At 32.9% G+C, this 21,030-nt stretch carries 21 protein-coding genes; 15 read left to right on the top strand and 6 right to left on the bottom strand.

What is annotated here, in order from left to right; translation table 11 throughout:
* Window positions 1-64 precede the first annotated feature (64 nt).
* From kbl to FF52_RS10545, 3 genes are all read left to right on the top strand, one after another.
* Window positions 65-1,258, top strand: coding sequence for a glycine C-acetyltransferase (kbl, locus tag FF52_RS10555; RefSeq protein ID WP_008465287.1), 1,194 nt, complete (start codon window positions 65-67; stop codon window positions 1,256-1,258).
* Window positions 1,259-1,371: 113 nt separating this feature from the next.
* A complete protein-coding gene (locus FF52_RS10550; RefSeq protein ID WP_008465285.1) occupies window positions 1,372-2,835 on the top strand; it encodes an OmpA family protein in 1,464 nt (487 codons plus the stop codon).
* 64 nt (window positions 2,836-2,899) lie between these two features.
* A complete protein-coding gene (locus tag FF52_RS10545) occupies window positions 2,900-5,662 on the top strand; it encodes a PD-(D/E)XK nuclease family protein (protein ID WP_035691361.1) in 2,763 nt (920 codons plus the stop codon).
* Between the two features lie 161 nt (window positions 5,663-5,823).
* On the opposite strand, the gene FF52_RS23640 is transcribed toward FF52_RS10545, so the two are convergent.
* Window positions 5,824-5,967, bottom strand: a complete 144-nt coding sequence (locus tag FF52_RS23640) for a hypothetical protein (protein ID WP_157498581.1) — start codon at window positions 5,965-5,967, stop codon at window positions 5,824-5,826.
* Window positions 5,968-6,256: 289 nt separating this feature from the next.
* Between FF52_RS23640 and FF52_RS10540 the strand changes: the two genes are divergently transcribed.
* Both FF52_RS10540 and FF52_RS10535 read left to right on the top strand, forming a co-directional pair.
* Complete coding sequence (locus tag FF52_RS10540) at window positions 6,257-6,577, top strand: hypothetical protein (protein ID WP_008465282.1); 321 nt, start codon at window positions 6,257-6,259, stop codon at window positions 6,575-6,577.
* Window positions 6,578-6,602: 25 nt separating this feature from the next.
* Entirely contained in the window at window positions 6,603-6,977 is a 375-nt protein-coding gene (locus tag FF52_RS10535; protein ID WP_008465280.1) for a hypothetical protein, read from the top strand.
* Window positions 6,978-7,061: 84 nt separating this feature from the next.
* Here the strand turns inward: FF52_RS10535 and FF52_RS10530 are convergent, their stop codons facing one another.
* Window positions 7,062-7,838, bottom strand: a complete 777-nt coding sequence (locus tag FF52_RS10530) for an alpha/beta fold hydrolase (RefSeq protein ID WP_008465278.1) — start codon at window positions 7,836-7,838, stop codon at window positions 7,062-7,064.
* A gap of 165 nt (window positions 7,839-8,003) precedes the next feature.
* On the bottom strand, window positions 8,004-8,807 hold the full coding sequence (locus FF52_RS10525) for a TIGR00266 family protein (RefSeq protein WP_008465276.1): 804 nt from the start codon (window positions 8,805-8,807) through the stop codon (window positions 8,004-8,006).
* Window positions 8,808-8,984: 177 nt separating this feature from the next.
* Between FF52_RS10525 and FF52_RS10520 the strand changes: the two genes are divergently transcribed.
* Window positions 8,985-9,341 carry a hypothetical protein gene (locus tag FF52_RS10520; protein WP_008465274.1) on the top strand — a complete coding sequence of 119 codons (357 nt, stop codon included), beginning with the start codon at window positions 8,985-8,987 and terminating at the stop codon, window positions 9,339-9,341.
* Between the two features lie 89 nt (window positions 9,342-9,430).
* Window positions 9,431-9,949: a ferritin gene (locus FF52_RS10515; RefSeq protein WP_008465272.1), complete on the top strand. Its 519-nt coding sequence runs from the start codon at window positions 9,431-9,433 to the stop codon at window positions 9,947-9,949.
* A 55-nt stretch (window positions 9,950-10,004) separates the two neighbouring features.
* Here FF52_RS10515 and FF52_RS10510 read toward each other — a convergent pair whose 3' ends face one another.
* The gene (locus FF52_RS10510) at window positions 10,005-11,297 is read right to left on the bottom strand and encodes an aminopeptidase P family protein (RefSeq protein ID WP_008465270.1); all 1,293 of its coding nucleotides are present in this window, start codon (window positions 11,295-11,297) and stop codon (window positions 10,005-10,007) included.
* A gap of 265 nt (window positions 11,298-11,562) precedes the next feature.
* Here FF52_RS10510 and FF52_RS10505 point away from each other — a divergent pair, with 265 nt between their 5' ends.
* The 3 genes from FF52_RS10505 to FF52_RS23635 are packed head-to-tail and all read left to right on the top strand — an operon-like array spanning window position 11,563 to window position 13,541.
* On the top strand, window positions 11,563-12,726 hold the full coding sequence (locus tag FF52_RS10505; RefSeq protein WP_157498579.1) for an AAA family ATPase: 1,164 nt from the start codon (window positions 11,563-11,565) through the stop codon (window positions 12,724-12,726).
* The gene (locus FF52_RS10500) at window positions 12,726-13,337 is read left to right on the top strand and encodes an HNH endonuclease (protein WP_008465267.1); all 612 of its coding nucleotides are present in this window, start codon (window positions 12,726-12,728) and stop codon (window positions 13,335-13,337) included. Before FF52_RS10505 ends, FF52_RS10500 begins: the two co-directional genes overlap by 1 nt.
* Before the next feature lie 33 nt (window positions 13,338-13,370).
* On the top strand, window positions 13,371-13,541 hold the full coding sequence (locus tag FF52_RS23635; protein ID WP_157498577.1) for a hypothetical protein: 171 nt from the start codon (window positions 13,371-13,373) through the stop codon (window positions 13,539-13,541).
* A 119-nt stretch (window positions 13,542-13,660) separates the two neighbouring features.
* Here FF52_RS23635 and FF52_RS10495 read toward each other — a convergent pair whose 3' ends face one another.
* Window positions 13,661-14,077 carry a helix-turn-helix domain-containing protein gene (locus FF52_RS10495; RefSeq protein WP_008465266.1) on the bottom strand — a complete coding sequence of 139 codons (417 nt, stop codon included), beginning with the start codon at window positions 14,075-14,077 and terminating at the stop codon, window positions 13,661-13,663.
* Between the two features lie 144 nt (window positions 14,078-14,221).
* Here FF52_RS10495 and FF52_RS10490 point away from each other — a divergent pair, with 144 nt between their 5' ends.
* Genes FF52_RS10490 through FF52_RS10480 form a run of 3 tightly spaced genes read left to right on the top strand, consistent with a single transcriptional unit; the run spans window position 14,222 to window position 16,435 of the window.
* Complete coding sequence (locus tag FF52_RS10490; protein ID WP_008465265.1) at window positions 14,222-15,604, top strand: polymer-forming cytoskeletal protein; 1,383 nt, start codon at window positions 14,222-14,224, stop codon at window positions 15,602-15,604.
* Between the two features lie 11 nt (window positions 15,605-15,615).
* On the top strand, window positions 15,616-15,993 hold the full coding sequence (locus tag FF52_RS10485; RefSeq protein ID WP_008465264.1) for a nuclear transport factor 2 family protein: 378 nt from the start codon (window positions 15,616-15,618) through the stop codon (window positions 15,991-15,993).
* Window positions 15,994-15,997: 4 nt separating this feature from the next.
* Window positions 15,998-16,435 (top strand): GNAT family N-acetyltransferase, encoded by a 438-nt coding sequence (locus FF52_RS10480; RefSeq protein WP_008465263.1) that lies wholly within the window; start codon window positions 15,998-16,000, stop codon window positions 16,433-16,435.
* 193 nt (window positions 16,436-16,628) lie between these two features.
* Here FF52_RS10480 and FF52_RS10475 read toward each other — a convergent pair whose 3' ends face one another.
* Window positions 16,629-17,990 (bottom strand): hydroxymethylglutaryl-CoA synthase family protein, encoded by a 1,362-nt coding sequence (locus tag FF52_RS10475; RefSeq protein WP_008465262.1) that lies wholly within the window; start codon window positions 17,988-17,990, stop codon window positions 16,629-16,631.
* A gap of 357 nt (window positions 17,991-18,347) precedes the next feature.
* On the opposite strand from FF52_RS10475, the gene FF52_RS10470 reads away from it, so the two are divergent.
* Both FF52_RS10470 and FF52_RS10465 read left to right on the top strand, forming a co-directional pair.
* Window positions 18,348-19,013, top strand: coding sequence for a succinate dehydrogenase cytochrome b subunit (locus FF52_RS10470; protein ID WP_008465261.1), 666 nt, complete (start codon window positions 18,348-18,350; stop codon window positions 19,011-19,013).
* A gap of 12 nt (window positions 19,014-19,025) precedes the next feature.
* The gene (locus FF52_RS10465; RefSeq protein WP_008465260.1) at window positions 19,026-21,026 is read left to right on the top strand and encodes a fumarate reductase/succinate dehydrogenase flavoprotein subunit; all 2,001 of its coding nucleotides are present in this window, start codon (window positions 19,026-19,028) and stop codon (window positions 21,024-21,026) included.
* Window positions 21,027-21,030 lie beyond the last annotated feature (4 nt).

The raw sequence follows: 21,030 nt of genomic DNA, 5'->3' as shown, positions 1-21,030 counted from the left end.
AAAGAAAAAACGAAGCTTTATTTTGGTTAAGTTGTTAATTTTTAACGTTTTAAATAAATAAAAAATGTACGGTAAAATAAAAGAGCATTTGCAAAAAGAGTTGCAGACAATTGAGGAAAATGGAATTTTCAAAAAGGAGAGAATTATTACTTCTCCACAAGGTGCTGAGATCACAATTTCGACTGGAGAAACAGTATTGAATTTTTGTGCGAATAATTATTTAGGACTTTCTTCTCATCCAGAAGTAGTGCAAGCGGCTAAAGATGCAATGGATACCCACGGTTTCGGAATGTCTTCTGTGCGTTTCATTTGCGGAACACAGGATATTCATAAAACATTAGAAAAAAAGATCGCTGATTTTTATGGTACAGAAGATACTATATTATATGCGGCTGCTTTTGATGCTAATGGTGGTGTGTTTGAGCCTTTATTGGGAGAGGGCGATGCCATTATTTCAGACAGTTTAAATCACGCTTCCATTATTGACGGGGTTCGCTTGTGTAAAGCGGCTCGTTATCGTTATGAAAATAATAATATGGATGATTTAGAGCAGCAGCTAATCAAAGCAAATGAAGCAGGAGCACGTTTCAAGCTAATTGTAACTGACGGGGTTTTTTCTATGGATGGATTAGTGGCGCCATTGGATAAAATTTGCGACTTAGCTGATAAATATGACGCTATGGTAATGGTTGACGAATGTCATGCCGCTGGCTTTATAGGGGCGACAGGAAAAGGAACGCTTGAAGCAAAAGGAGTAATGGGAAGAGTTGATATTATTACAGGGACTCTTGGAAAAGCTTTAGGAGGAGCTATGGGAGGTTATACTACTGCCAAAAAAGAAATTATAGAATTATTGCGTCAGAGATCTAGACCTTACTTGTTTTCAAATTCATTGGCACCTGCAATTGTTGGAGCTTCAATTAAAGTGTTTGAATTATTAGAGAAAGATACAGCGCTTCGTGACAAACTGGAATGGAATACTAATTATTTTAAAGAGGGAATGAAAAAGGCAGGTTTCGATATTATTGATGGAGATTCTGCAATTGTTCCTGTTATGTTATATGATGCAAAATTATCTCAGACAATGGCAAACGAACTTTTGAAACAAGGTATTTACGTTATTGGATTTTTCTTTCCTGTAGTTCCAAAAGATAAGGCGAGAATACGTGTTCAATTGTCTGCAGCGCATGAAAAAGAACACTTGGATAAAGCTATAAATGCCTTTACAGTTGTCGGTAAAATGTTAAAAGTTATATAATTACCACTTTGGTTAAATTTTTGTAGGTTTTTTTTAACATTTCATTTTGTATTTAAAAAATTTGGTGTTACTTTTGCTTGTAATTAACTAAATTGTAATTAAAAAAATTAAGTATGAAACATCTTAACAAACTTTTAGTTGCTGTATTGATGGCGATGGGTTTAAGTTCTCACGCGCAAGACAGTAACAATCCATGGGCGATCTCTTTCGGGGTTAATGCTGTGGATACTAGAACAAGTTCAGGAGCTGGTCATGGGTTTTTTGATCAACACTTCTCTCAGCCTTTCGCTGTAAAAGACAACTGGAATATTCTTCCTTCTTTATCTTACATTGGTGTGTCTAGATATGTTGGTAGCGGTTTCTCAGTTGGTTTACAAGGATCTGTAAACAAAATTGATAAATATGTTACTTTCGCTCCAACAGCTCCAGGACATGATGGAAGAGGTAATGTTGTAACTAATCCTGGTGACTTAATGTACTACGGAATTGATGCTACTATTAAATACAGCTTCCAAGAATTGATCAAATCTAAAGTGATTGATCCTTCGTTATCTGTTGGTGGTGGTTATACTTTCTTCGGAGATAGCAGCTACGGAACTGTTAACCCAGGTGCTGGTTTAACTTTCTGGTTTACTGATGCTATTGGTCTTGAGCTTGCTACAAGATACAAATGGGCTGTAAGTGGTGATAGACAAGATGCAGCTGGTGTTCCAGATGCTCCATCTCACTTCCAACACACTGCAGGTTTAGTTTTCAAATTCGGAGGTAAAGATACTGACGGAGACGGAATCTATGACAAAGATGATGCTTGTCCAGATGTTGCAGGTTTAAAACAATTCAACGGATGTCCTGATACTGACGGTGACGGAATCGTTGATGCTTCTGACGCTTGTCCAGATGTATTTGGTTTAGCTGCATTAAACGGATGTCCTGACACTGACGGTGACGGAATCGCTGATAAAGATGACGCTTGTCCAGATGTTGCTGGTTTAGCTGCTTTAAAAGGTTGTCCTGATACTGACGGTGACGGAATCGCTGATAAAGACGATAAATGTCCTACAGTTGCTGGTCCTAAAGAAAACGGTGGTTGCCCATTCTTAGATGCTGATAAAGATGGTGTTGCTGATAAAGACGATGACTGTCCTACAGTTGCAGGTCCTGCTAGTAACAGAGGATGTCCAGAAGTAACTTCTGAGGCGTTAGAAGATCTTAAAGTTCAAGCTAGAGCGGTATACTTCAACTCAGGAAAAGCTACTTTCAAAACTGGAGATAAAGAAACTCAAGCTAGATTAGATGCTATTAAAGAAATCCTTAAAAACTATCCAAACGCGAAATTCTCTATCGAAGGACACACAGATAGTACAGGTTCTGCTAAAGTTAACCAAAAACTTTCTGAGGACAGAGCTAAAGCTGTAATGGACGCTTTAATCCAAAGAGGTGTTAATCCAGAAAACTTAGAGTCTAAAGGATTTGGTTCTAGCCAACCAGTTGCAAGTAACAAAACTGCTGCAGGTAAAGCACAAAACAGAAGAACTGAAATTAGACACGTTGGTTCTAAATACCAAGGTAAACTATAATTTTAGTTTCTAAATAAACATGAAAAGCCATTCTTAATTGAATGGCTTTTTTTATTTTTATACTATGATAAATGATTCTTTTCTTCAAAAAATTGCATCTGTTGTAATTCACGATTATGTTGGGAAACTTTCTGAGATAACAATAATTCTTCCAAATAAAAGAGCAAAGGTTTTCTTGATTGAAGCGCTTAAAAATGAAACGTCTAAGACTATAATTGCACCGCAGATTACTAGTATAGAAGATTTTGTTCAGGATGTTGCGTCAATTCGTTCTGTAGATTCGATTGAGCTTTTATTTGAATTTTATGAAGTTTATTTGTCAATTACAGAAAAGAAACATCAGCAATCGTTTGAGTTATTTGCAAATTGGGCCAAAACACTTTTGCAAGACTTTAATGAAATTGATAGATATCTTTTAGAACCTTCGCATGTATTGTCTTATCTAAAAGATATTGAAGATATAAAGAGATGGGGGCTTGAAGTTGATCAAAAAACAAAACTTTTAGAAAATTATATTGATTTCTGGAAATTGCTTCCCGTTTATTACGAATCATTATATAACCATTTGCTGTTTAAATCAATTGGATACCAAGGTTTGATTTATAGAGAAGCTGTAAATAATCTAAATCATTTTTCTAATACTATTGGAAATCGGACTTTTATTTTTGCGGGATTCAATGCTTTGAATGCTGCCGAAGAAAAGATCGTACAGCATTTATTAGCATTAGACCAAGCAAAAATTTATTGGGATGCAGATCAAGCTTTTCTAAATGATCCATACCATGATGCTGGCCTCTTTTTAAGACGATTTAAAGAAAGCTGGAAACATTATAAATCAAATGTTTTTGAATGGATTGTGGATGATTTTTCGCAGTCAAAAAACATTCAGATTATAGGAACTCCAAAAACAATTGGCCAAGCAAAATTAGCGGGTAGCATTATTGAGAATTTAATCGATCAAAATCCTGATGCTTCTTTAGATAAAGTTGCAGTTGTGCTTGGTGAAGAAAATTTATTGGTTCCCGTTTTGTATTCTCTTCCAGCATCTGTTGGCGCATTAAATATTACAATGGGATATTCAGGAAAGAATAATCCATCCCAGATTTTTGTCGCTAAATTATTTAAAATGCATACCAATGCGCTTTCTCGAAAAGGCGGGAGCTATGTTTTTTATTACAAAGATGTGCTCGATATTTTAACCCATCCTTTGGTTGAACCGTATGCTAATGCACAAAGGTTGGTAAGAATTATTAAAGAGAATAACTATACTTTTATAACTCATCATAAAATTTTAGAGCTTCATCCTGAACCATCAATTTTCTTTAATTATTTGTTTGAAAAATGGGAAAATGGTTCTGTAGCTGTTCTAAAGAATATTTCAGCTTTATTAATTGCAATTAAAGATCATTTTAGTAATGATAATGAAGAAGAAAAAATTGCAAAAGCATTTGTTTACGGTGTTTTTAAAGTGATTAATAAACTTATAAATTATTATTCGAAACACCATCATATTGATAATATAGATACTCTTCATTCTATTTACAAACAAATTATAGATCTGGCAGAAGTGTCTTTTGAAGGAGAACCGTTACGTGGCCTGCAGATTATGGGAGTTTTAGAGAGCCGTGTCTTAGATTTCGAGACCGTAATCATAACTTCTATGAATGAGGGAAAATTTCCTGCTGGAAAATCTCAAAATTCATTTATTCCATATGATGTCAAAAGAGAGTTAGGGCTGCCAACATTCAAAGAAAAAGACGCGATTTATACCTATCACTTCTATCATTTGTTGCAAAGGGCAAAAAATATTTATTTGATTTATAATACAGAAAACGACGGATTAGACGCTGGTGAAAGAAGCCGCTTTATTACGCAATTGGAAGTTGAAAAAAAATCAAAGCATAATATCACTTTTGATATTTATAATCCAGATTTGCCAAATACAGCTTACGAACCGATTTCTGTCCCTAAATCTGAATTGGTAATGGAGAGGTTGAAGGAAATTGCTGTTAACGGCTTTTCTCCTTCTGCATTGACAAGTTACATCCGAAATCCAATTGAGTTTTATTTTCAAAAAATATTAAGAATTCGCGAAGTAGAAGAGGTTGAAGAAAATATAGCTCTGAATACTTTAGGAACGATTATTCATGAAACATTGAAAGCGCTTTATGAACCATTTATTGGGAAATTTATTTCTGAGAATGACCTTCTCAATTGTTTCAAATTATTGGATGATGAAGTCCTTAAGCAATTTAAATTGGTTTACAAAGAAGGCGAAATCAAGAAAGGAAGAAACCTTTTGGCTTTTGAAGTGGCAAAACGAAATGTTTCCAATTTCCTGAAAATGGAATTAGAATCAGTTAAAAATAATGAAGCGATTCAGATTATTGCTTTAGAGCAGACTTTTGAGCGTCAGTTTGTTCATCCAAAACTGCCGTTTCCTGTTTTGATTAAAGGAAATGTCGATCGTATTGAACGCCGAGATGGAAAAATTAGAATTATCGATTATAAGACAGGAAAAGTAGAAAAGTCTAATGTAGTCCTCAAAACTTGGGAAGGATTGACACAAGAGCTTAAAAATGATAAAATCATTCAGGTTTTAGCTTATGCTTTCATGTATGAGAAAGAGGCGGGAGATCTTCCAATAGAAGTTGGAATTATTTCATTCAAAAATTTAAAATCTGGATTTTTGCCGTTTGGGTTTAAAGAAGAAAAAGATTTAAATGTTTTAATTACTTCACAGATATTGAATTCGTACTTAGAAGAAATTGCTAATTTGCTAGCAGAGATTTTTGACGTACATATTCCTTTTGAAGAGAAGATTTAGTATGGCAAATGTTTATATCTTAATAGCTCATTCTAAATAAATTATTCGTTAGAAGGAATGTTGTTTATTTATGGCTAAACAAAATTTGATTTGATAATCAATAAGAAAGCCGAACTTTTTAAGAAATACATCTTAGAAGTTCGGCAATTTTATAGATGCTTTTAGCTGAATATTTTTTTGAAAAAACCTTTTTTAGATTTTTCTTCAGAAGGTGTAGTATTAATATGTCCGTTTTCAATACGAAACCTTCTAAATCTTTCCAGTTTTACATTTAAGTCAAAGCGTAATTCGTCAACAGTTTTCATTTTATAAAATTTTTTTGCAAAGCTATAGAAAAACTTCTGCGAAATGCAATAAAGTGCAAATGTTAATTTTATAAATAAGTTTTATAGAGTAAAATGTTATGTTTTTGATGTTATTTACTTTTTATGTTAATTTTTTTTGCATTTTTTCTGAAAAAAAATAGGAATAATTAAGTGATAAATAAAAGTGACTCAATACGTTATACTGCATCTTTTTTTAACAAGTGTTTATCGGACAATTGCCAATATTAAAATATCTTTGACGCTTCCAAAAACATGACAATAAAAAAATATGATTGATTTACAAACACTAGTAGAAGAGACTGGTGCAGAATCTGGACTAAGTTTTAATATTGATGGAATTTTAAATGAGTCTGTTAATTTAGAATACGACGGTAACGTTGCTGCAATGATCGGAATGATTTTAAAGATGTGTCTTGAAATGTCGGAGGACGTTAACAATGGAGATCTTAAACAGGTTATGATCAAGAATAACGACGGAATTGTTGTAGCAAGCAAAAATCAGGATGATAATTGTATTGCATTGCTTTCTAAAGATTTAAGTAAAATGGGACTATTGCTAAGAAGAATGGATTCTATTTTTAACAACTAATTTAAAACCAAATATTTTAATAAACATGTCAGATTTTTTACAAAACTTTCAAAACGATTTAAAAGAAAATATTAACGGATTTATAGCTGTTTCGGTTACAGAAGTAGAAACAGGTATGTCTTATTGTTCGTTAACAGTAAAACCAGATTTCGATCCAGAATTAGCTTCGGCTTATAACTTAGAAGTTGTAAAAGCTAAATTAAATGCACTTAAAGCTTTAGGATTAAGTCAAAAAATTAATGATATTTTAATTACCCTTACAGATCAGATTCATATTATTGATGTTTCTGATGATGGAAGATATTTTATCTATTTAGCAGTAGATTCTACTAAAGCAAATCTTGGTTTAACAAGAGCGACTTTATCTAAATACAAAAAAGATATTACTTCAAAGTTATAAAGATATTTTGCCCCCAAGAATGAGAAAAAGGCTGTTTCAACCCTCGGTTAGAAATGGCCTTTTTCGACTTTAATGCTTAGTCTTCTATTCAAAGAAATGTGACAAAGCAATTTTCAGCTCTTCTTTGTTTTCTATTTGACTCATGTGTCCATCTTCAAAAGAGGCTAATTCTGCAGTTGTATCTTCAATTTGAGAAAGATTCTCTTCGTAATTTAAAACAGGATCTTTTTTTCCTAAAATCAATAAAACTGGAAAACGATTCTCTTTTAAAATCCATTCTCTGTCTTTTCTGATTTTCATACCTTCCTGAGAAGCTATAATTCCTTGTAAAGGTGTTTTTAAAGCTTCTGTTTTTACTTTTTCAATTTCTTCGGCCAATCGTGTTCTGTTATTTTCGCTAAATAAATTTGCAATTGCTAAGCTTACAAAACTTGCATAATTTTGTTTTACGGCTTTTATTGCTCGAGTTCTATTTAGCTTTCTCTCTTCGCTGTCTTCTTTAGAAGTTGAATTTAATAAAACCAATTTCTGGATTTTATCTGGATACAATTCGGCGAAAGCCAAAGCAACATAACCACCCATTGAATGTCCAACAATTATAGCTTTTTCGATTTTTATGTTTTTTAAAACTTCATTTACCACATTGGCATTATCTTCCATTTCGTGAACATAACCTAGCGGTTCAGATTCGCCATGACCTAATAAATCTATTGTTATGACACGATATTTTTCTGAGAAAAAGTCAACATATTCTTTCCACATTTTTTTGTTCTCCAAAAAGCCGTGCAGTAAAACAATTGCATTTCCTTTTCCTGAATCTGAGTAGGAAATCGTAGTATTTTTATATAAAAGCGTTTTCAAAATGAAGTTTTTTTATTGTGAAGCACAAAGTTAAGAAAGCCAAAACAAAATACCGAAATGTCTTGATTTAATTGGGAAATCTTTAAAACAGCAATAAATTTATTTATGATAAAGTACTGTTTGTGAACTAATAAAAAATGGCTTCCATTTCTGAAAGCCATCTAATTAAAATCGGTTATCACCATCCAAAAGATTTCCAAGTCCGCCAAGAAGACTTCCTTCATCACGACTGTTTCCGCCAGATCTAGGAGCCGAAGCAATAATTCGGTCAGCCAATCTTGAGAAGGGCAACGACTGAATGTAAACTGTTCCTGGACCTTTTAAAGTAGCATAGAATAATCCTTCACCACCAAAAATAGAATTCTTGATTCCGCCAATAAATTCAATATCATAATCTACATCTTTGGTAAAACCAATAATGCATCCTGTATCTACTTTTAGAACTTCGCCGTGAGCCAGTTCTTTTTTGGCCATTGTTCCTCCAGAATGAACAAATGCCATACCGTCGCCTTCTATTTTTTGCATGATAAAACCTTCACCGCCAAATAAGCCGCGTCCTAGTTTTTGCGAAAATTCAATTCCGACAGAAACACCTTTGGCGGCGCATAAAAAAGAACTTTTTTGGCAAATAAATTTACCTTGAAATTCAGTTAAATCAATTGGAAGAATTTTTCCAGGATATGGAGATGCAAATGATACTTTACTTTTAGTGTGGCCTTGATTTAAAAATGCTGTCATAAACAAACTTTCGCCAGTAAGAACTCTTTTGCCAGCACTTAAAAGTTTGCCAAACAAACCTGAACCTTGCTGTTGGGAGCCGTCTCCAAATATAGTTTCCATTTGGATATTGTTTTCCATCATCATAAAGCTGCCTGCTTCGGCAATTACAATTTCCTGCGGATCTAATTCTATTTCCACATATTGCATTTCTTCCCCAAAAATCTGGTAATCTATTTCGTGTGCTTGCATAATTTCTAAGTGATTTGTTTTTGAAATTAGTCGAATGATGCTCTAGAATGTTACATTTTTTTATGTAGTAAGGTGGTTTTTAAAAACATAAAACAATTTGTTATTTTAAATTAGTCTTAATTATGCGTTTAATTGCTTGAAATTCTATATTTTTGCATCGTTATTATATTTATCAGAATGGCATTAGTTAGTGATTTGACCACCAAAGTATTATTTGAAACCGAAAAAGGATATAGTTATCAATGTGATTTGACCAATAGTATAATTATCAATTTTATTGATACCGTGTCAAGTTATAAAATCCATGATTTTTTGATTTTTCAAAGAAAGGTCAATAGTGTTGATATTCTTAATATGCTTTATGACTTATCTGATCAGTCGGATGCTCAGCTAATTGAAACTACCAAAAGAAACTTTTCCAGAAACCTTACCATTTGCGAAATAGTGCAATTAAGAGATTTGTTAAACGGAACTAAATTTACTCTCACATTACATTCTATGCTTTGTAGCGTAGCAAATGTTGAACTTATTTAGATTCTTACTTAGATTAAATCCAAATTTTCAAGCAGTTACAATTGCCTCCTTTAATTTTTGTAAATTTACACGTATAAAAATTTAAGGTTATGAAAGATTTACTAAGAACACGTACTTCATTAGTTGAAGGTGTAGAAAATATATTGAATTTACAGGCAAAAATAGAAAGTGACGCTTCTAACAAATATCTAGCTATGGCTGCATGGTTGGATAGAAATGGTTTTGCCAATACAGCATCGTATTTATACAAACAAGCCGAAGAAGAAAGAGAACACTTTCTGAAAATTTTCAAATATATTACAGATATGGGAGGGATTGCCATTACGCCATCTGTTCCAGAAGTGCAGCAGGAATTTGCTTCTTTTAGAGAAGTATTTGAAATTGCTTTGCAAAACGAAATCGCAGTTACTCAGGCAATCAATAAAGTGATAGCAAAATGTAGAGCTGAAAACGATTATGCTACAGAAGATTTTATGATGTGGTATGTAGCTGAGCAAAGAGAAGAAGAGAAAAACGCGAGAAGAGCTTTAGAGCTTTTTGATCTAATTAACGGAAATGAAGCTGACGGAAAATTCCAATTGGATCTTCAGATTTCAAAAATCGGATAATAAACGTTTATAAAATTAAAAAGCCCTTAATAAATTTATTAAGGGCTTTTTTTATTTATGAATTCATCAGGCTTTCAATCTCGTCAACTTCAATAGGAATATTTCTCATTAAGTTGAATGGTTCTCCTTTTTCCTGAACGACAACGTTATCTTCTAAACGGATTCCGAATTTTTCTGCTGGAATATAAATTCCTGGTTCAACCGTGAAAACCATATTTGCTTTCATTGGTTCGTGAAGCAATCCGTAATCGTGCGTGTCAAGTCCCAAATGGTGAGAAGTTCCGTGCATGAAATATTTTTTGTAAGCTGGCCATTCTGGATTTTCGTTCTGAACATCGGCTTTGTCAATTAAGCCTAAACCAAGTAATTCAGAAGTCATAATTTTACCTACTTCAACATGATATTGTTTCCAAAGCGTTCCTGGTGTAAGCATTTTTGTAGCTTCGTTTTTTACTCTCAAAACAGCATTATAAACTGCTTTCTGACGATCTGTAAAACGTCCAGAAACTGGAATTGTTCTGGTCATATCGCTTGAATAATTGGCATATTCTGCAGCAACGTCCAACAAAATCAAATCTCCGTCTTTACATTGCTGATTGTTTTCAATATAGTGTAAAACATTTGCATTGTTTCCAGAAGCGATAATTGGGGTGTAAGCAAAACCTTTAGAACGGTTACGAATGAATTCGTGAGCTAATTCGGCTTCAATTTCATATTCGGTAACATTTGGTTTTACGAATCCTAATAATCTGCGGAAACCTTTTTCGGTAATATCGCAAGCGTGTTGAATCAAATCGATTTCTTCGCTTTCTTTCACAGAACGCAATCTTTGTAAAATTGGGTTGCTTTTTGCAACATTGTGAGCTGGATAACGCTCTTTCCACCATTTTACAAAACGAGCTTCGCGAGTTTCAGTTTCAACTGTAGCGCGGTAATGTTCGTTTGTATTGATGTACATCGTATCGGCGTAGGTCATCATTTCGTTCAAAATTTTATGAAAATCTTGCAACCAATAAACGGTTCTAATTCCAGAAACCTGAAAAGCACGTTCTTTTGTCAATTTTTCGCCTTCCCAAACAGCAATATGCTCGTTAGTTTCTCTCAAGAAAAGCATTTCTCTTTGGTGCTCGTAAGGCGCATCTGGAAACAAAAGCAAGACGCTTTCTTCCTGATCTACACCGCTCAGGTAAAAAATATCTCTGTGTTGTGCAAACGGCAAAGTACTGTCGGCGCTAACTGGATAAATGTCGTTTGAGTTGAATACTGCAACAGAATTAGGTTTCATTTCAGCCATGAACTTTCTGCGGTTTTTTACAAAAAGAGCGCTGTTTATTTGATGATATTTCATAATTATTTCGTTTTTGAACTTCGAATTTCAAAATTACTAATTTTTGAATTAGTGGCGTATAGCAGATTATTAAAGTTTTCTTATTTGTTGATTTTGCCGCGAAGGCGCTAAGGCACGAAGTTTTTTAACGGCACATAAAAAGGATTAATACATAACTATTCTCATTTGAAGGAAAATTAAGTTTTTTTTGCAAGTGAATAACTTGTTAGTAAAAAAACTATTTTAGCTATTGTTAAATAGTTTAAAATCTAATTTTGGAACAAATATGCAAACAGGTTTTTGGGATTACTTTAGTTTTCCTAGTCAATTAACAGAGCACGATTTTTATGAAACCTCAATTAAAATCGTCATCGGAGAAAATGGAAGCGGTAAAAGTACACTTTTAGCAAACTTAGCAAGAAGATATTCGGCATCAAATAGAAAGGTAATAGCAATTGCAAATACAATACATGATAAATTTAATTTTACTAATAAGAATTTTAATGTTTTAAAAGCATCTTCGGGAAAATATTTGGCAAAAAAAACAATTATAAATTCATTTAAAAATTTAGCAAAAAAGGATCAGCAGACATTAAGATCAACAATGCTGGCTTTGGGGTATGTTGGTTTTGATGAACGTATAGGTTTTAAGATCGTTAATTTAAATCCAAATTTTGAGAAACTTTTATTTCAGATTGGAAATCTCACGGATGATGATAGAAAGAAAATAATCTCAATTTTGCTTCGTATTCAGAATGAAAAAAGTAAGAGAGATATATTCTGGATAAGTGATCTTAGGCATTCATTTGAAGAATTATATTATTCGGATTTAATTCAACTTTTTAGTTTTGAATATCTATTGAGACAAGTTAGAATTATTGGTCGTTTAGATGTTTTTCTTAGCAGACAAAGATCCATAATTCCAATGCTTCATGCAAGTTCTGGAGAACTAGCTTTAATAAGTTCTATAGTCTATATTTCTACAAGTATTACAAATAATTGTGTAATCATGATAGATGAACCTGAAAACAGCTTGCATCCTAAATGGCAAACAGAGTACGTTGAAAGACTTCTTGATTTGTTTCATTATTACACTCCTCAAATAATAATAGCAACACATTCACCATTAATAATTAGCGGTGCTGAACAAATGGAATCCAAATTAGAAATATTTAAAGCAGATAATGGCTCTTTGAAAATTCAGAATAATGATCATGTTAATTTGGAAGAGATTTATTCAAAATATTTTGATTTAACAACACCTCAAAATCGATATATTTCGGAGTTTGTGATTGAAAAAATGAATGAACTTACATCAAAAGAGATTAGTTATGAAAAGTTTGTGGAGTTAATTTTAGAGTTACAGAGTAATTCTTATGATGATAAACAAAAGAAAGTTTTGGAAGATGTTATTAATTTTGGAGGAGAAATATTAAATGATATTGATTAATGGAATTAGTATTTGATGAATTAGATTTGGTTGATATTGAAACGGCAATAAATGAAGGTGGTAAGATATGGTATAATCCTGTTTTAAATAGATTAAAGGATAAAATTAAAGATTTTTACACCTCAGGTGATACGTCAAAATGTTGTTATTGCGGAAAATTGTTTCAAGGAGAATTTAGAATGGTAATTGATATAGAACATGTTTTACCTCAAGCTCATTTTGCATCGGAAAGATTTGAAATTCAAAATTTGAATGTTGCTTGTAAAAGATGTAATATGTTAATTAAAAAAGATGATTTAACTTTTTTGATCAATCCTGCAATTGCAAATAATTATTATGATTCAAATCATTATAAGATAATTCATCCGAATTTAGATATTTATTCTGATCATTTAATTTTGAAAACTTTTCGAGATGGTGATTCAATATTTAATAAATATGTAGTTAAAACGAAAGATAAAGGATTATTTACATATGGATATTTTCATTTAGAGAAAACGGAAGTTGATACAATAAATAATTCCCAAGGGATAAAAGGAAATAAAGGACTGACTGATAAAATTAGAGGAGCTATTAGAGTAAGATTGTATCAATTGTTAGTTAAGATATAAGTATAAAAAAGATTTAAAAAACATCTTCTAATAATGTGCAATAATGAACTCTTTGAAGCTACAGCATTGATAGAAATGAATAAATTGTTTAAAAGAGCTGAAAAAGAAAATGTATTCGAAAAATTAAATTTGAAAAAACCTTTTTATTTAGCTGTTGCTGAACATGATACTGGTGCTCCTAAATTAATTTATGTTATTAAATAAATTAGTGATTCTGGTTTGTCTTTGATAAGGAGAAACTGTAATTAAGAATTTCACTGCGAAAAAAAACCGAAGCTTTCAATTTGAAAACTTCGGTTTTTTCTTTTTATAAAAATAAATTTCTATTTCTTATCAAGTAACTTTTCTAAAAGCGCCACTTTCTCTTTTTCAGCTTGAATTAACTGTTGGTAAAGTTTTTTATTCTCCTCGTACGATTCAATAAGCTTATCAATCGGATTAAAAGTGCAACCATGACTTATTACTGAAGAACCAGTATTGTTTTCTATTTCGAAAGTATTCCCAATAATATTAAAAACAGCATCTTCAGAAAAGTTTTTTATTGCTTCAGGTGTAACTCCCAAAGCTTCTGCAACTCTGTTTAATTTTTCATCATCAACGTTTTCACTTCCTTCGAGATTAGAAATAGATTGCTGACTAACACCAAGTGCAATAGCAAGCGCTTCCTGCTTCATATCTCTCAGTTCTCTAATTCGGCTAATGTTTCGACCGATGTGTCTTGGTTTTGTTGCTGTGCTCATGATTCAAAGATATTTAAAATTCTTTTAGGTTTTTAGTTTCGGTACAAAACAAGGTTCTGTAGTATATTTCTAAAAACATTTCAAAAAGTAAAAATACAATTTTTCTGACTATCGAATTGGTTTTGAATTTAGAATTGTGTAATCTTGATATTCAAAAAACCAACTTCGATTAATACCAATAAAATGCAGACTTCCAATTTCAAATTAATTACTATAGCCGAGATCAAGAACAAATATCCTTTTTTAACTGAAGATGAAAAGTTTGATTATTTTGACGAATGGGAAGACGAAGATTTTTTTCTAACGGCAGAAGAAAATGTCAATTTTGAAGGAAGTTTTTATTTAGACCTTTATGAGGATAAAGAGAAAAAATGGCTGGCCAATTTGTTAAACTTTTCGACTAAAAATATTGAAGAAATAAGAATTGAAGGCATTTTTATAAACGGAGATTTCTCTGTAAGTGGTTCAATTATTAATGCCGAAGGCGATTATGGTCTGTATGTTTTCATTAGCGGAAGCGTAAATTGTCAAAGTCTTTTGCTTGGCGGAGCGAATGTTGAAGTAAAAGGAAATGTTACAGCAAAAGAAGTCGTGATGACGTATTATAATCACGGAAGTTTCAATTGTTCGGGTTCTATAAATTCTCCAGTTTTTATCGTAACTGATCATAATACAGTATTTAGAGAAAAGAAAATAGACTTGTTTTATTATAATGATAGAGATGAAATTGATCCTAAAAATGAATGCGAATATGACGATGAAACCGACGAAGAAATTATCTCAAACGAACTCCGAAAATTACTCGATAATCCGTTAATTGAAACTTTTGAAGAATTAGAACGAGATTTGGCAAGAGGGGAATTGGTTTTAAAACAAAGCAATCCGCCAACTAAAACTTACGAATATTGGCGCGATCGCGTTTTGGAAAATTACAGAGATCTTAAACTCGTTCCGAAGCAGTTTAAAAACGAAGAACTTTGCAATCTGGCATTAAATATCACTTTTCATGCTTTGCCTTTTATTGATCAGGATTTCATAACTTCTGAACTTTGTGAAAAATTAGTCACTAAAGATGGTTTTGCGATTCAGGTAATTCCTGATGAATTTATTACAAAAGAACTTTGTTTTAGAGCAGCAGAAAGTGGTACAATGTTAAGATTAATTCCGTCAGAATATTATTCGGAGGAATTGATTTTGTTAGTTTTTAAAAACGGAAGACATGAACCCGATATTAACGATGTTCTTTCTCCATTTATAACAGAAAATCTTCTTGTAGAATATGTGAAAATTGGAAAAGGATTGTGGCTCGATAAAGCCTGCAAAGCAACTGGAATTAATAAACTACAGGTTTTAAAACAAGTAATCGATTCAGGAATAGAATATCTGGATAATATTTTTGGGAATCATTTCAGCAAAGAAACAGTTGATTATGCTTTTTCTGTTTATAAAAATCATAAGGAATGGAATAAGTATATTCAAAAGTATAAACAGAAATTTGAACGTCTAGGATTTAATGAATATTTATAAATCTTTATAGTATGATTGAAAGAGAAAGAATAATACAAAATTATATAGAAGCTTATAATCAATTTAATATTGATAAAATGATTGCTGATTTTGACGAATCTATTGTTTTTGAAAATATTCAAAACGGTGAAATCAACTTGACTTTGAGCGGAATAAAAGAATTTACAGCTCAAGCCGAAAAAGCCAAAGAATATTTCTCGACCAGAAAGCAAATTGTTACATCATTCATTCATGATGAAATTACAGCAATAATTGACATTGATTATTATGCCGTGCTAGCAATAGATTTTCCAAACGGATTAAAAGCCGGTCAGGAATTAAAAATGAGAGGAAAATCGATTTTTCAGTTTTTGGATGGTAAGATTGTCAAGTTGACTGATATGAGTTAAAGTTATGAGTCTAAAAGTAAACATTAGAAAAGTAGAAAATCAAGACTTAGACTTCGTTTACAAAGCAATCTGCGAACTCGAAAACGAAGTTTTAGATTTTGAAGTTTTCAAAATGATATTCAATGAAAATATTTCAAACCCACGAAACCTATATCTCATTGCCGAAAACGAAACAGAAGGTTTAGGATTTATTAGTTTTCACACACAAAATCTTTTGCATCATTGCGGATTGGTTGGTGAAATTCAGGAGTTTTTTATTCGTCAAAAATATCGTGGTCAAGGTTTTGGAAGATTATTAATAAATGAGATTTTAAGTTTTGCTGAACAGAATAATTTAAAAAGCATTGAAGTAACCACAAATAAAAAACGAGTAGAAAACGTGGCGATTTATGAGAATTTGGGTTTTACTTTGAGTCATAATAAGTTTACGATTTATAAATAAGATAAAGAATTATCAGTCTAGTTTGTCATTTCGACGAAGGAGAAATCTTCGCAAGTAACTCGACAAAGATTGGAGCTAATCTTAACGGAGCTTCTCGTGAAGATTTCTCCTTCGTCGAAATGACAAACTATGTGTAAATAAAACAAAAAAACCGAAGCTTATGCTTCGGTTTTTTTGTTTGGAATTTAAAAATTTAATCCACCCATTTGTAATATCTCGCCCCAATTAAAACAGGAATTTCTTTTTCAATTCGGTCTAAAACCCATTCATTTTTTGGAGTTCTCACGCTTTGTTTCTGTTCTTTTTTATGAAGACTTTCGTAAGTGTTGAAATCAATTTCTACGCTTTCAGCTAAATTTTCAAAAAGTTTTACATTTACTAAAGCCGATTTCCATTCTGATTGAATTGTTCCTTCAAAAACTTTCGATTTCGATCCGCTTCCGTAAGCTAAGAAACCGAATTTAGCTCCAGCAACTTCTTTATTTGTGTCATAGAAATGAGCCAAAGTCGATAACAATCCCATGAAAATAGAACCGGTGTAAAGATTACCAATTAAAGAAGAAGCCAATTCAGCAGGTTGTAATTTCTCTGTTACAAAATTTTTGTAATCGTCAGATTTTGCCACTTCTTTAATTTTTGTCTGATAATCTGCAGGCGCAATATCATCAGCAATAATTTTTTCGGCACTGTCTAAAGCGTAAATTTCAGAAAGCATTCGTCGCCCTTGGAAAGAATACGGTAAATGCATCACAATACTATGCCAAGTATTGTATAAAGTTTCGGTTGCATTTTTTAATTTTTTGAATGAAAAGTAAGCATTTCGCGTACGATCCATATAACATTGGTTCGAATATTGTCCGTCAAAAACCGGCTGATCTTTATGGATTTCAATTTCAGCTTCTAAATTGTCAAACCAAGAATCGTTATTGGTGTTTTTTGTAATTTCTTCTTTAGAAATGGTTCTGTATGGTTTAAAGAAATCGAAAACACCTTTTGTACTTGTTGCCCAATTGTCGTCAAAAGCAATGATTTTTGGGTTTGCAGTAATTAACATGGCAACAGCTCCAGCACCTTGAGTATATTCTCCGCCAGAATTTAAATCGTATTTTGCAAAATCAGAAGTGACTACAATTGCTTTTTTATTTGGATTTAATTTAACGAAATCTAGACAGTTCTGCATCGCGTCAACACCGCCGATACAAGCGAAAGTGAAGTCAACTACATCGCATTCTGCTAATGAATCTTCTCCAAATTTCTGCTCCATTAAACTAATTAAATAAGAAGCAATTGGTTTAGAACTGTCAACACCGCTTTCGGTACCAACATAGATTCGGCTTATTTCGTTTAGATTGATTTTATTATCAATGATAAGTTTGGTTAACGCATTAGCTCCAAAAACAACCGCGTCCTGATGAACGTCTGGAAAAGTCATTTTTAGTAATCCAAGACCTTTTTCTAATTTTTCTGGTTCAATATTTCTGGCAATTGCCAAAGTTTTTATGGGTAAATGTATGTTTGCTACATCAAACGAAATAGCATCAATTCCTGTTTTCATTATTAATTTTTTGAGGCGCTAAAGGTAAAACTATGTTGCGGAATGACAATTTTTTACTTAGACAAAATTTCAGACAAAGAACACTTTTAAAGAAAATAAATCAAAACTTTGAATAAAATAACAATATGATAAATTTTTGGTGATCTACTTAGTCTGTAAATTTTTCTCCTAAGGCTTAAAAAGCAATGTTTTGAAGTTTTCTATAGTGAATTATTTTTTAGAAGCTTTGGTTTTGTACGTAAAAGTACGTAGAATTGAGCTATTTTAAAATCATTATAAATAACAGCGAAATGGTTGTAGTTCTTTTGTAATTGAATTATTTTTGTCTAATTTTTTAAAACAAACTACTTAACACTTATGGCACAATCTGCACTATTGAATGCTTCCATTTTAAAGAAAGTAGCTATGGCTCTTTCGGGAATATTCTTAATCACGTTTTTAGCGCTGCATGTTTCCTTAAATTTTATCTCTATTATTAGTGAAGACGTTTTTAACGAAGCTTCTCACTTTATGGGATACAATCCGCTGATTCAGTATGTAATGCAGCCAATTTTGGCATTTGGGGTAATTTTCCACTTTGTAATGGGATTTATTCTTACGGCTCAAAACAGCGCGGCACGACCAATCGCATACGCTAAATACAACGGAGCTGCAAACGCTTCTTGGAGTTCTAGAAATATGATTATTTCTGGATTGGTTATTTTGGCTTTCTTAGGATTGCACTTTTATGATTTCTGGTTTCCTGAAGTTACCTACAAATATATTGCAGGTACAGCGCCAGATGCTACAAGGTATTATGGTGAGTTAGTTCACAAATTTCATGACCCAATCCGTACGGCATTGTACTGTGTGTCATTTATCCTTTTAGGATTCCACTTATGGCACGGGTTTGCATCTTCTCTTCAATCAGTGGGGATGTACAATAAATACTCTAGATTTTTAGCGAAAGTAGGTTACTGGTTTGCAGTTGTAGTTCCAGCTCTTTTCGTAATTATCGCTTTATTTCATCATTTCAATAATTAATATAAAATTATAATGGCATTAGATTCAAAAATTCCAAATGGTCCTATAGCGGACAAATGGACAAATTATAAAGATCATATTAATTTAGTAAACCCTGCCAACAAACGTAATCTTGATATTATCGTAGTAGGTACAGGTTTGGCTGGAGGTTCGGCTGCGGCTACTCTAGCAGAGTTAGGATATAACGTAAAAGCATTCTGCTTCCAAGATTCTCCACGTCGTGCGCACTCTATTGCTGCACAAGGAGGTATCAACGCAGCAAAAAACTATAAAGGTGACGGTGACTCAGTTTACAGATTGTTCTATGATACTGTAAAGGGAGGTGACTACCGTGCACGTGAAGCAAACGTTTATCGTTTAGCTGAAGTTTCTGCTAATATTATCGATCAATGTGTGGCTCAAGGAGTTCCGTTGGCTCGTGAATATGGCGGACTTTTAGATAACCGTTCTTTTGGAGGAACTTTGGTTTCTCGTACATTTTATGCACAAGGACAAACTGGACAACAATTATTGTTAGGAGCTTATTCTGCAATGAACCGTCAGATTGGTCGTGGAAAAATTAAAATGTACAACCGTCACGAAATGCTTGATTTGGTTGTTGTTGACGGAAAAGCGAGAGGTATTATTGCTCGTAACTTAATCACTGGAGAAATAGAAAGACATTCTGCTCACGCGGTAGTAATTGGTTCAGGAGGATACGGAAACGTATTTTTCCTTTCTACAAATGCTATGGGAAGTAACGCAACAGCAGCTTGGAAAATTCATAAAAAAGGAGCGTTTTTCGCAAATCCTTGTTACACACAAATTCACCCGACATGTATTCCGGTTTCAGGAGATCATCAGTCTAAATTGACTTTGATGTCTGAATCTTTACGTAATGATGGTCGTATTTGGGTGCCTAAAAAATTGGAAGATGCTCAGGCTATCCGTGAAGGTAGAAAAAAAGCAAATGATTTATCTGAAGACGAAAGAGATTACTTCTTAGAAAGAAGATACCCTGCTTTTGGTAACTTAGTACCTCGTGACGTTGCATCTCGTGCAGCTAAAGAAAGATGCGATGCTGGTTTTGGAGTTAACAAAACGGGAGAAGCAGTTTACTTAGATTTCGCAGCAGCGATCAAACGTTACGGAACTGAAGAAGCTTACGTAAAAGGTTTAGATGCTAATGATGCTGCTTTAGTTACTAAATTAGGAACTGCAATCGTAAAAAGTAAATACGGAAACTTATTCCAAATGTACTTGAAAATTGTTGACGAAGATCCTTATGTAACACCTATGATGATTTACCCAGCGGTTCACTACACAATGGGTGGAACTTGGGTTGATTATAACTTAATGACTACAATTCCTGGATGTTTCTCAATTGGAGAATCTAACTTCTCTGATCACGGAGCAAACAGACTTGGAGCTTCTGCTTTAATGCAAGGTCTAGCTGATGGATATTTCGTATTGCCATATACTATTGGAGATTATTTAGCTCCAGATATTAAAATGGGACCAATTTCTACAGACCTGCCAGAATTCGTTGAAGCTGAAAAAGCAGTTGTAGATCAAATCAATAAATTCATCAACAATAACGGTAAACATTCTGTAGATTATTTCCACAAAAAATTAGGAAAAATTATGTGGAATAAAGTAGGTATGGCTCGTAACGCTAAAGGTTTGACTGAAGCTATCGAAGAAATTGCTGCTTTACGTGAAGAGTTTTATAGAGATGTAAAAGTTCCAGGCGGCGCTTATGAATTCAATCAGGAATTAGAAAAAGCGACTCGTGTTGCCGATTTCTTAGAATTAGGAGAATTGTTCGCGAAAGATGCTTTACACCGTAACGAATCTTGTGGAGGTCACTTCCGTGAGGAGTATCAGACAGAAGAAGGGGAAGCGCTTCGTGACGACGAAAACTTTGCATACGTTGCAGCTTGGGAATACAAAGGAAAACCAAGTGATGCAGTGTTACACAAAGAACCTCTTAATTACGAAAACATTAAATTAGTTCAAAGAAGTTATAAATAAGAAT

Source organism: Flavobacterium sp. F52 (assembly GCF_000278705.1).
In the GTDB taxonomy this organism is placed as follows: Bacteria; Bacteroidota; Bacteroidia; order Flavobacteriales; family Flavobacteriaceae; genus Flavobacterium; species Flavobacterium anhuiense.
The sequence above is the reverse complement of the archived record's forward strand: the minus strand, read 5'-3'. Positions and strand labels throughout refer to the sequence as shown.

Coding starts and splice junctions, on each gene's coding strand:
- FF52_RS10520 (WP_008465274.1), top strand. CDS start 8,985: ATGGCATTAGTTAGTGATTTGACCACCAAAGTATTATTTGAAACCGAA.
- FF52_RS10480 (WP_008465263.1), top strand. CDS start 15,998: ATGAGTCTAAAAGTAAACATTAGAAAAGTAGAAAATCAAGACTTAGAC.
- FF52_RS10515 (WP_008465272.1), top strand. CDS start 9,431: ATGAAAGATTTACTAAGAACACGTACTTCATTAGTTGAAGGTGTAGAA.
- FF52_RS10550 (WP_008465285.1), top strand. CDS start 1,372: ATGAAACATCTTAACAAACTTTTAGTTGCTGTATTGATGGCGATGGGT.
- FF52_RS23635 (WP_157498577.1), top strand. CDS start 13,371: ATGTGCAATAATGAACTCTTTGAAGCTACAGCATTGATAGAAATGAAT.
- FF52_RS23640 (WP_157498581.1), bottom strand. CDS start 5,967: ATGAAAACTGTTGACGAATTACGCTTTGACTTAAATGTAAAACTGGAA.
- FF52_RS10505 (WP_157498579.1), top strand. CDS start 11,563: ATGCAAACAGGTTTTTGGGATTACTTTAGTTTTCCTAGTCAATTAACA.
- FF52_RS10540 (WP_008465282.1), top strand. CDS start 6,257: ATGATTGATTTACAAACACTAGTAGAAGAGACTGGTGCAGAATCTGGA.
- kbl (WP_008465287.1), top strand. CDS start 65: ATGTACGGTAAAATAAAAGAGCATTTGCAAAAAGAGTTGCAGACAATT.
- FF52_RS10500 (WP_008465267.1), top strand. CDS start 12,726: ATGGAATTAGTATTTGATGAATTAGATTTGGTTGATATTGAAACGGCA.
- FF52_RS10535 (WP_008465280.1), top strand. CDS start 6,603: ATGTCAGATTTTTTACAAAACTTTCAAAACGATTTAAAAGAAAATATT.
- FF52_RS10475 (WP_008465262.1), bottom strand. CDS start 17,990: ATGAAAACAGGAATTGATGCTATTTCGTTTGATGTAGCAAACATACAT.
- FF52_RS10485 (WP_008465264.1), top strand. CDS start 15,616: ATGATTGAAAGAGAAAGAATAATACAAAATTATATAGAAGCTTATAAT.
- FF52_RS10470 (WP_008465261.1), top strand. CDS start 18,348: ATGGCACAATCTGCACTATTGAATGCTTCCATTTTAAAGAAAGTAGCT.
- FF52_RS10525 (WP_008465276.1), bottom strand. CDS start 8,807: ATGCAAGCACACGAAATAGATTACCAGATTTTTGGGGAAGAAATGCAA.
- FF52_RS10495 (WP_008465266.1), bottom strand. CDS start 14,077: ATGAGCACAGCAACAAAACCAAGACACATCGGTCGAAACATTAGCCGA.
- FF52_RS10545 (WP_035691361.1), top strand. CDS start 2,900: ATGATAAATGATTCTTTTCTTCAAAAAATTGCATCTGTTGTAATTCAC.
- FF52_RS10465 (WP_008465260.1), top strand. CDS start 19,026: ATGGCATTAGATTCAAAAATTCCAAATGGTCCTATAGCGGACAAATGG.
- FF52_RS10510 (WP_008465270.1), bottom strand. CDS start 11,297: ATGAAATATCATCAAATAAACAGCGCTCTTTTTGTAAAAAACCGCAGA.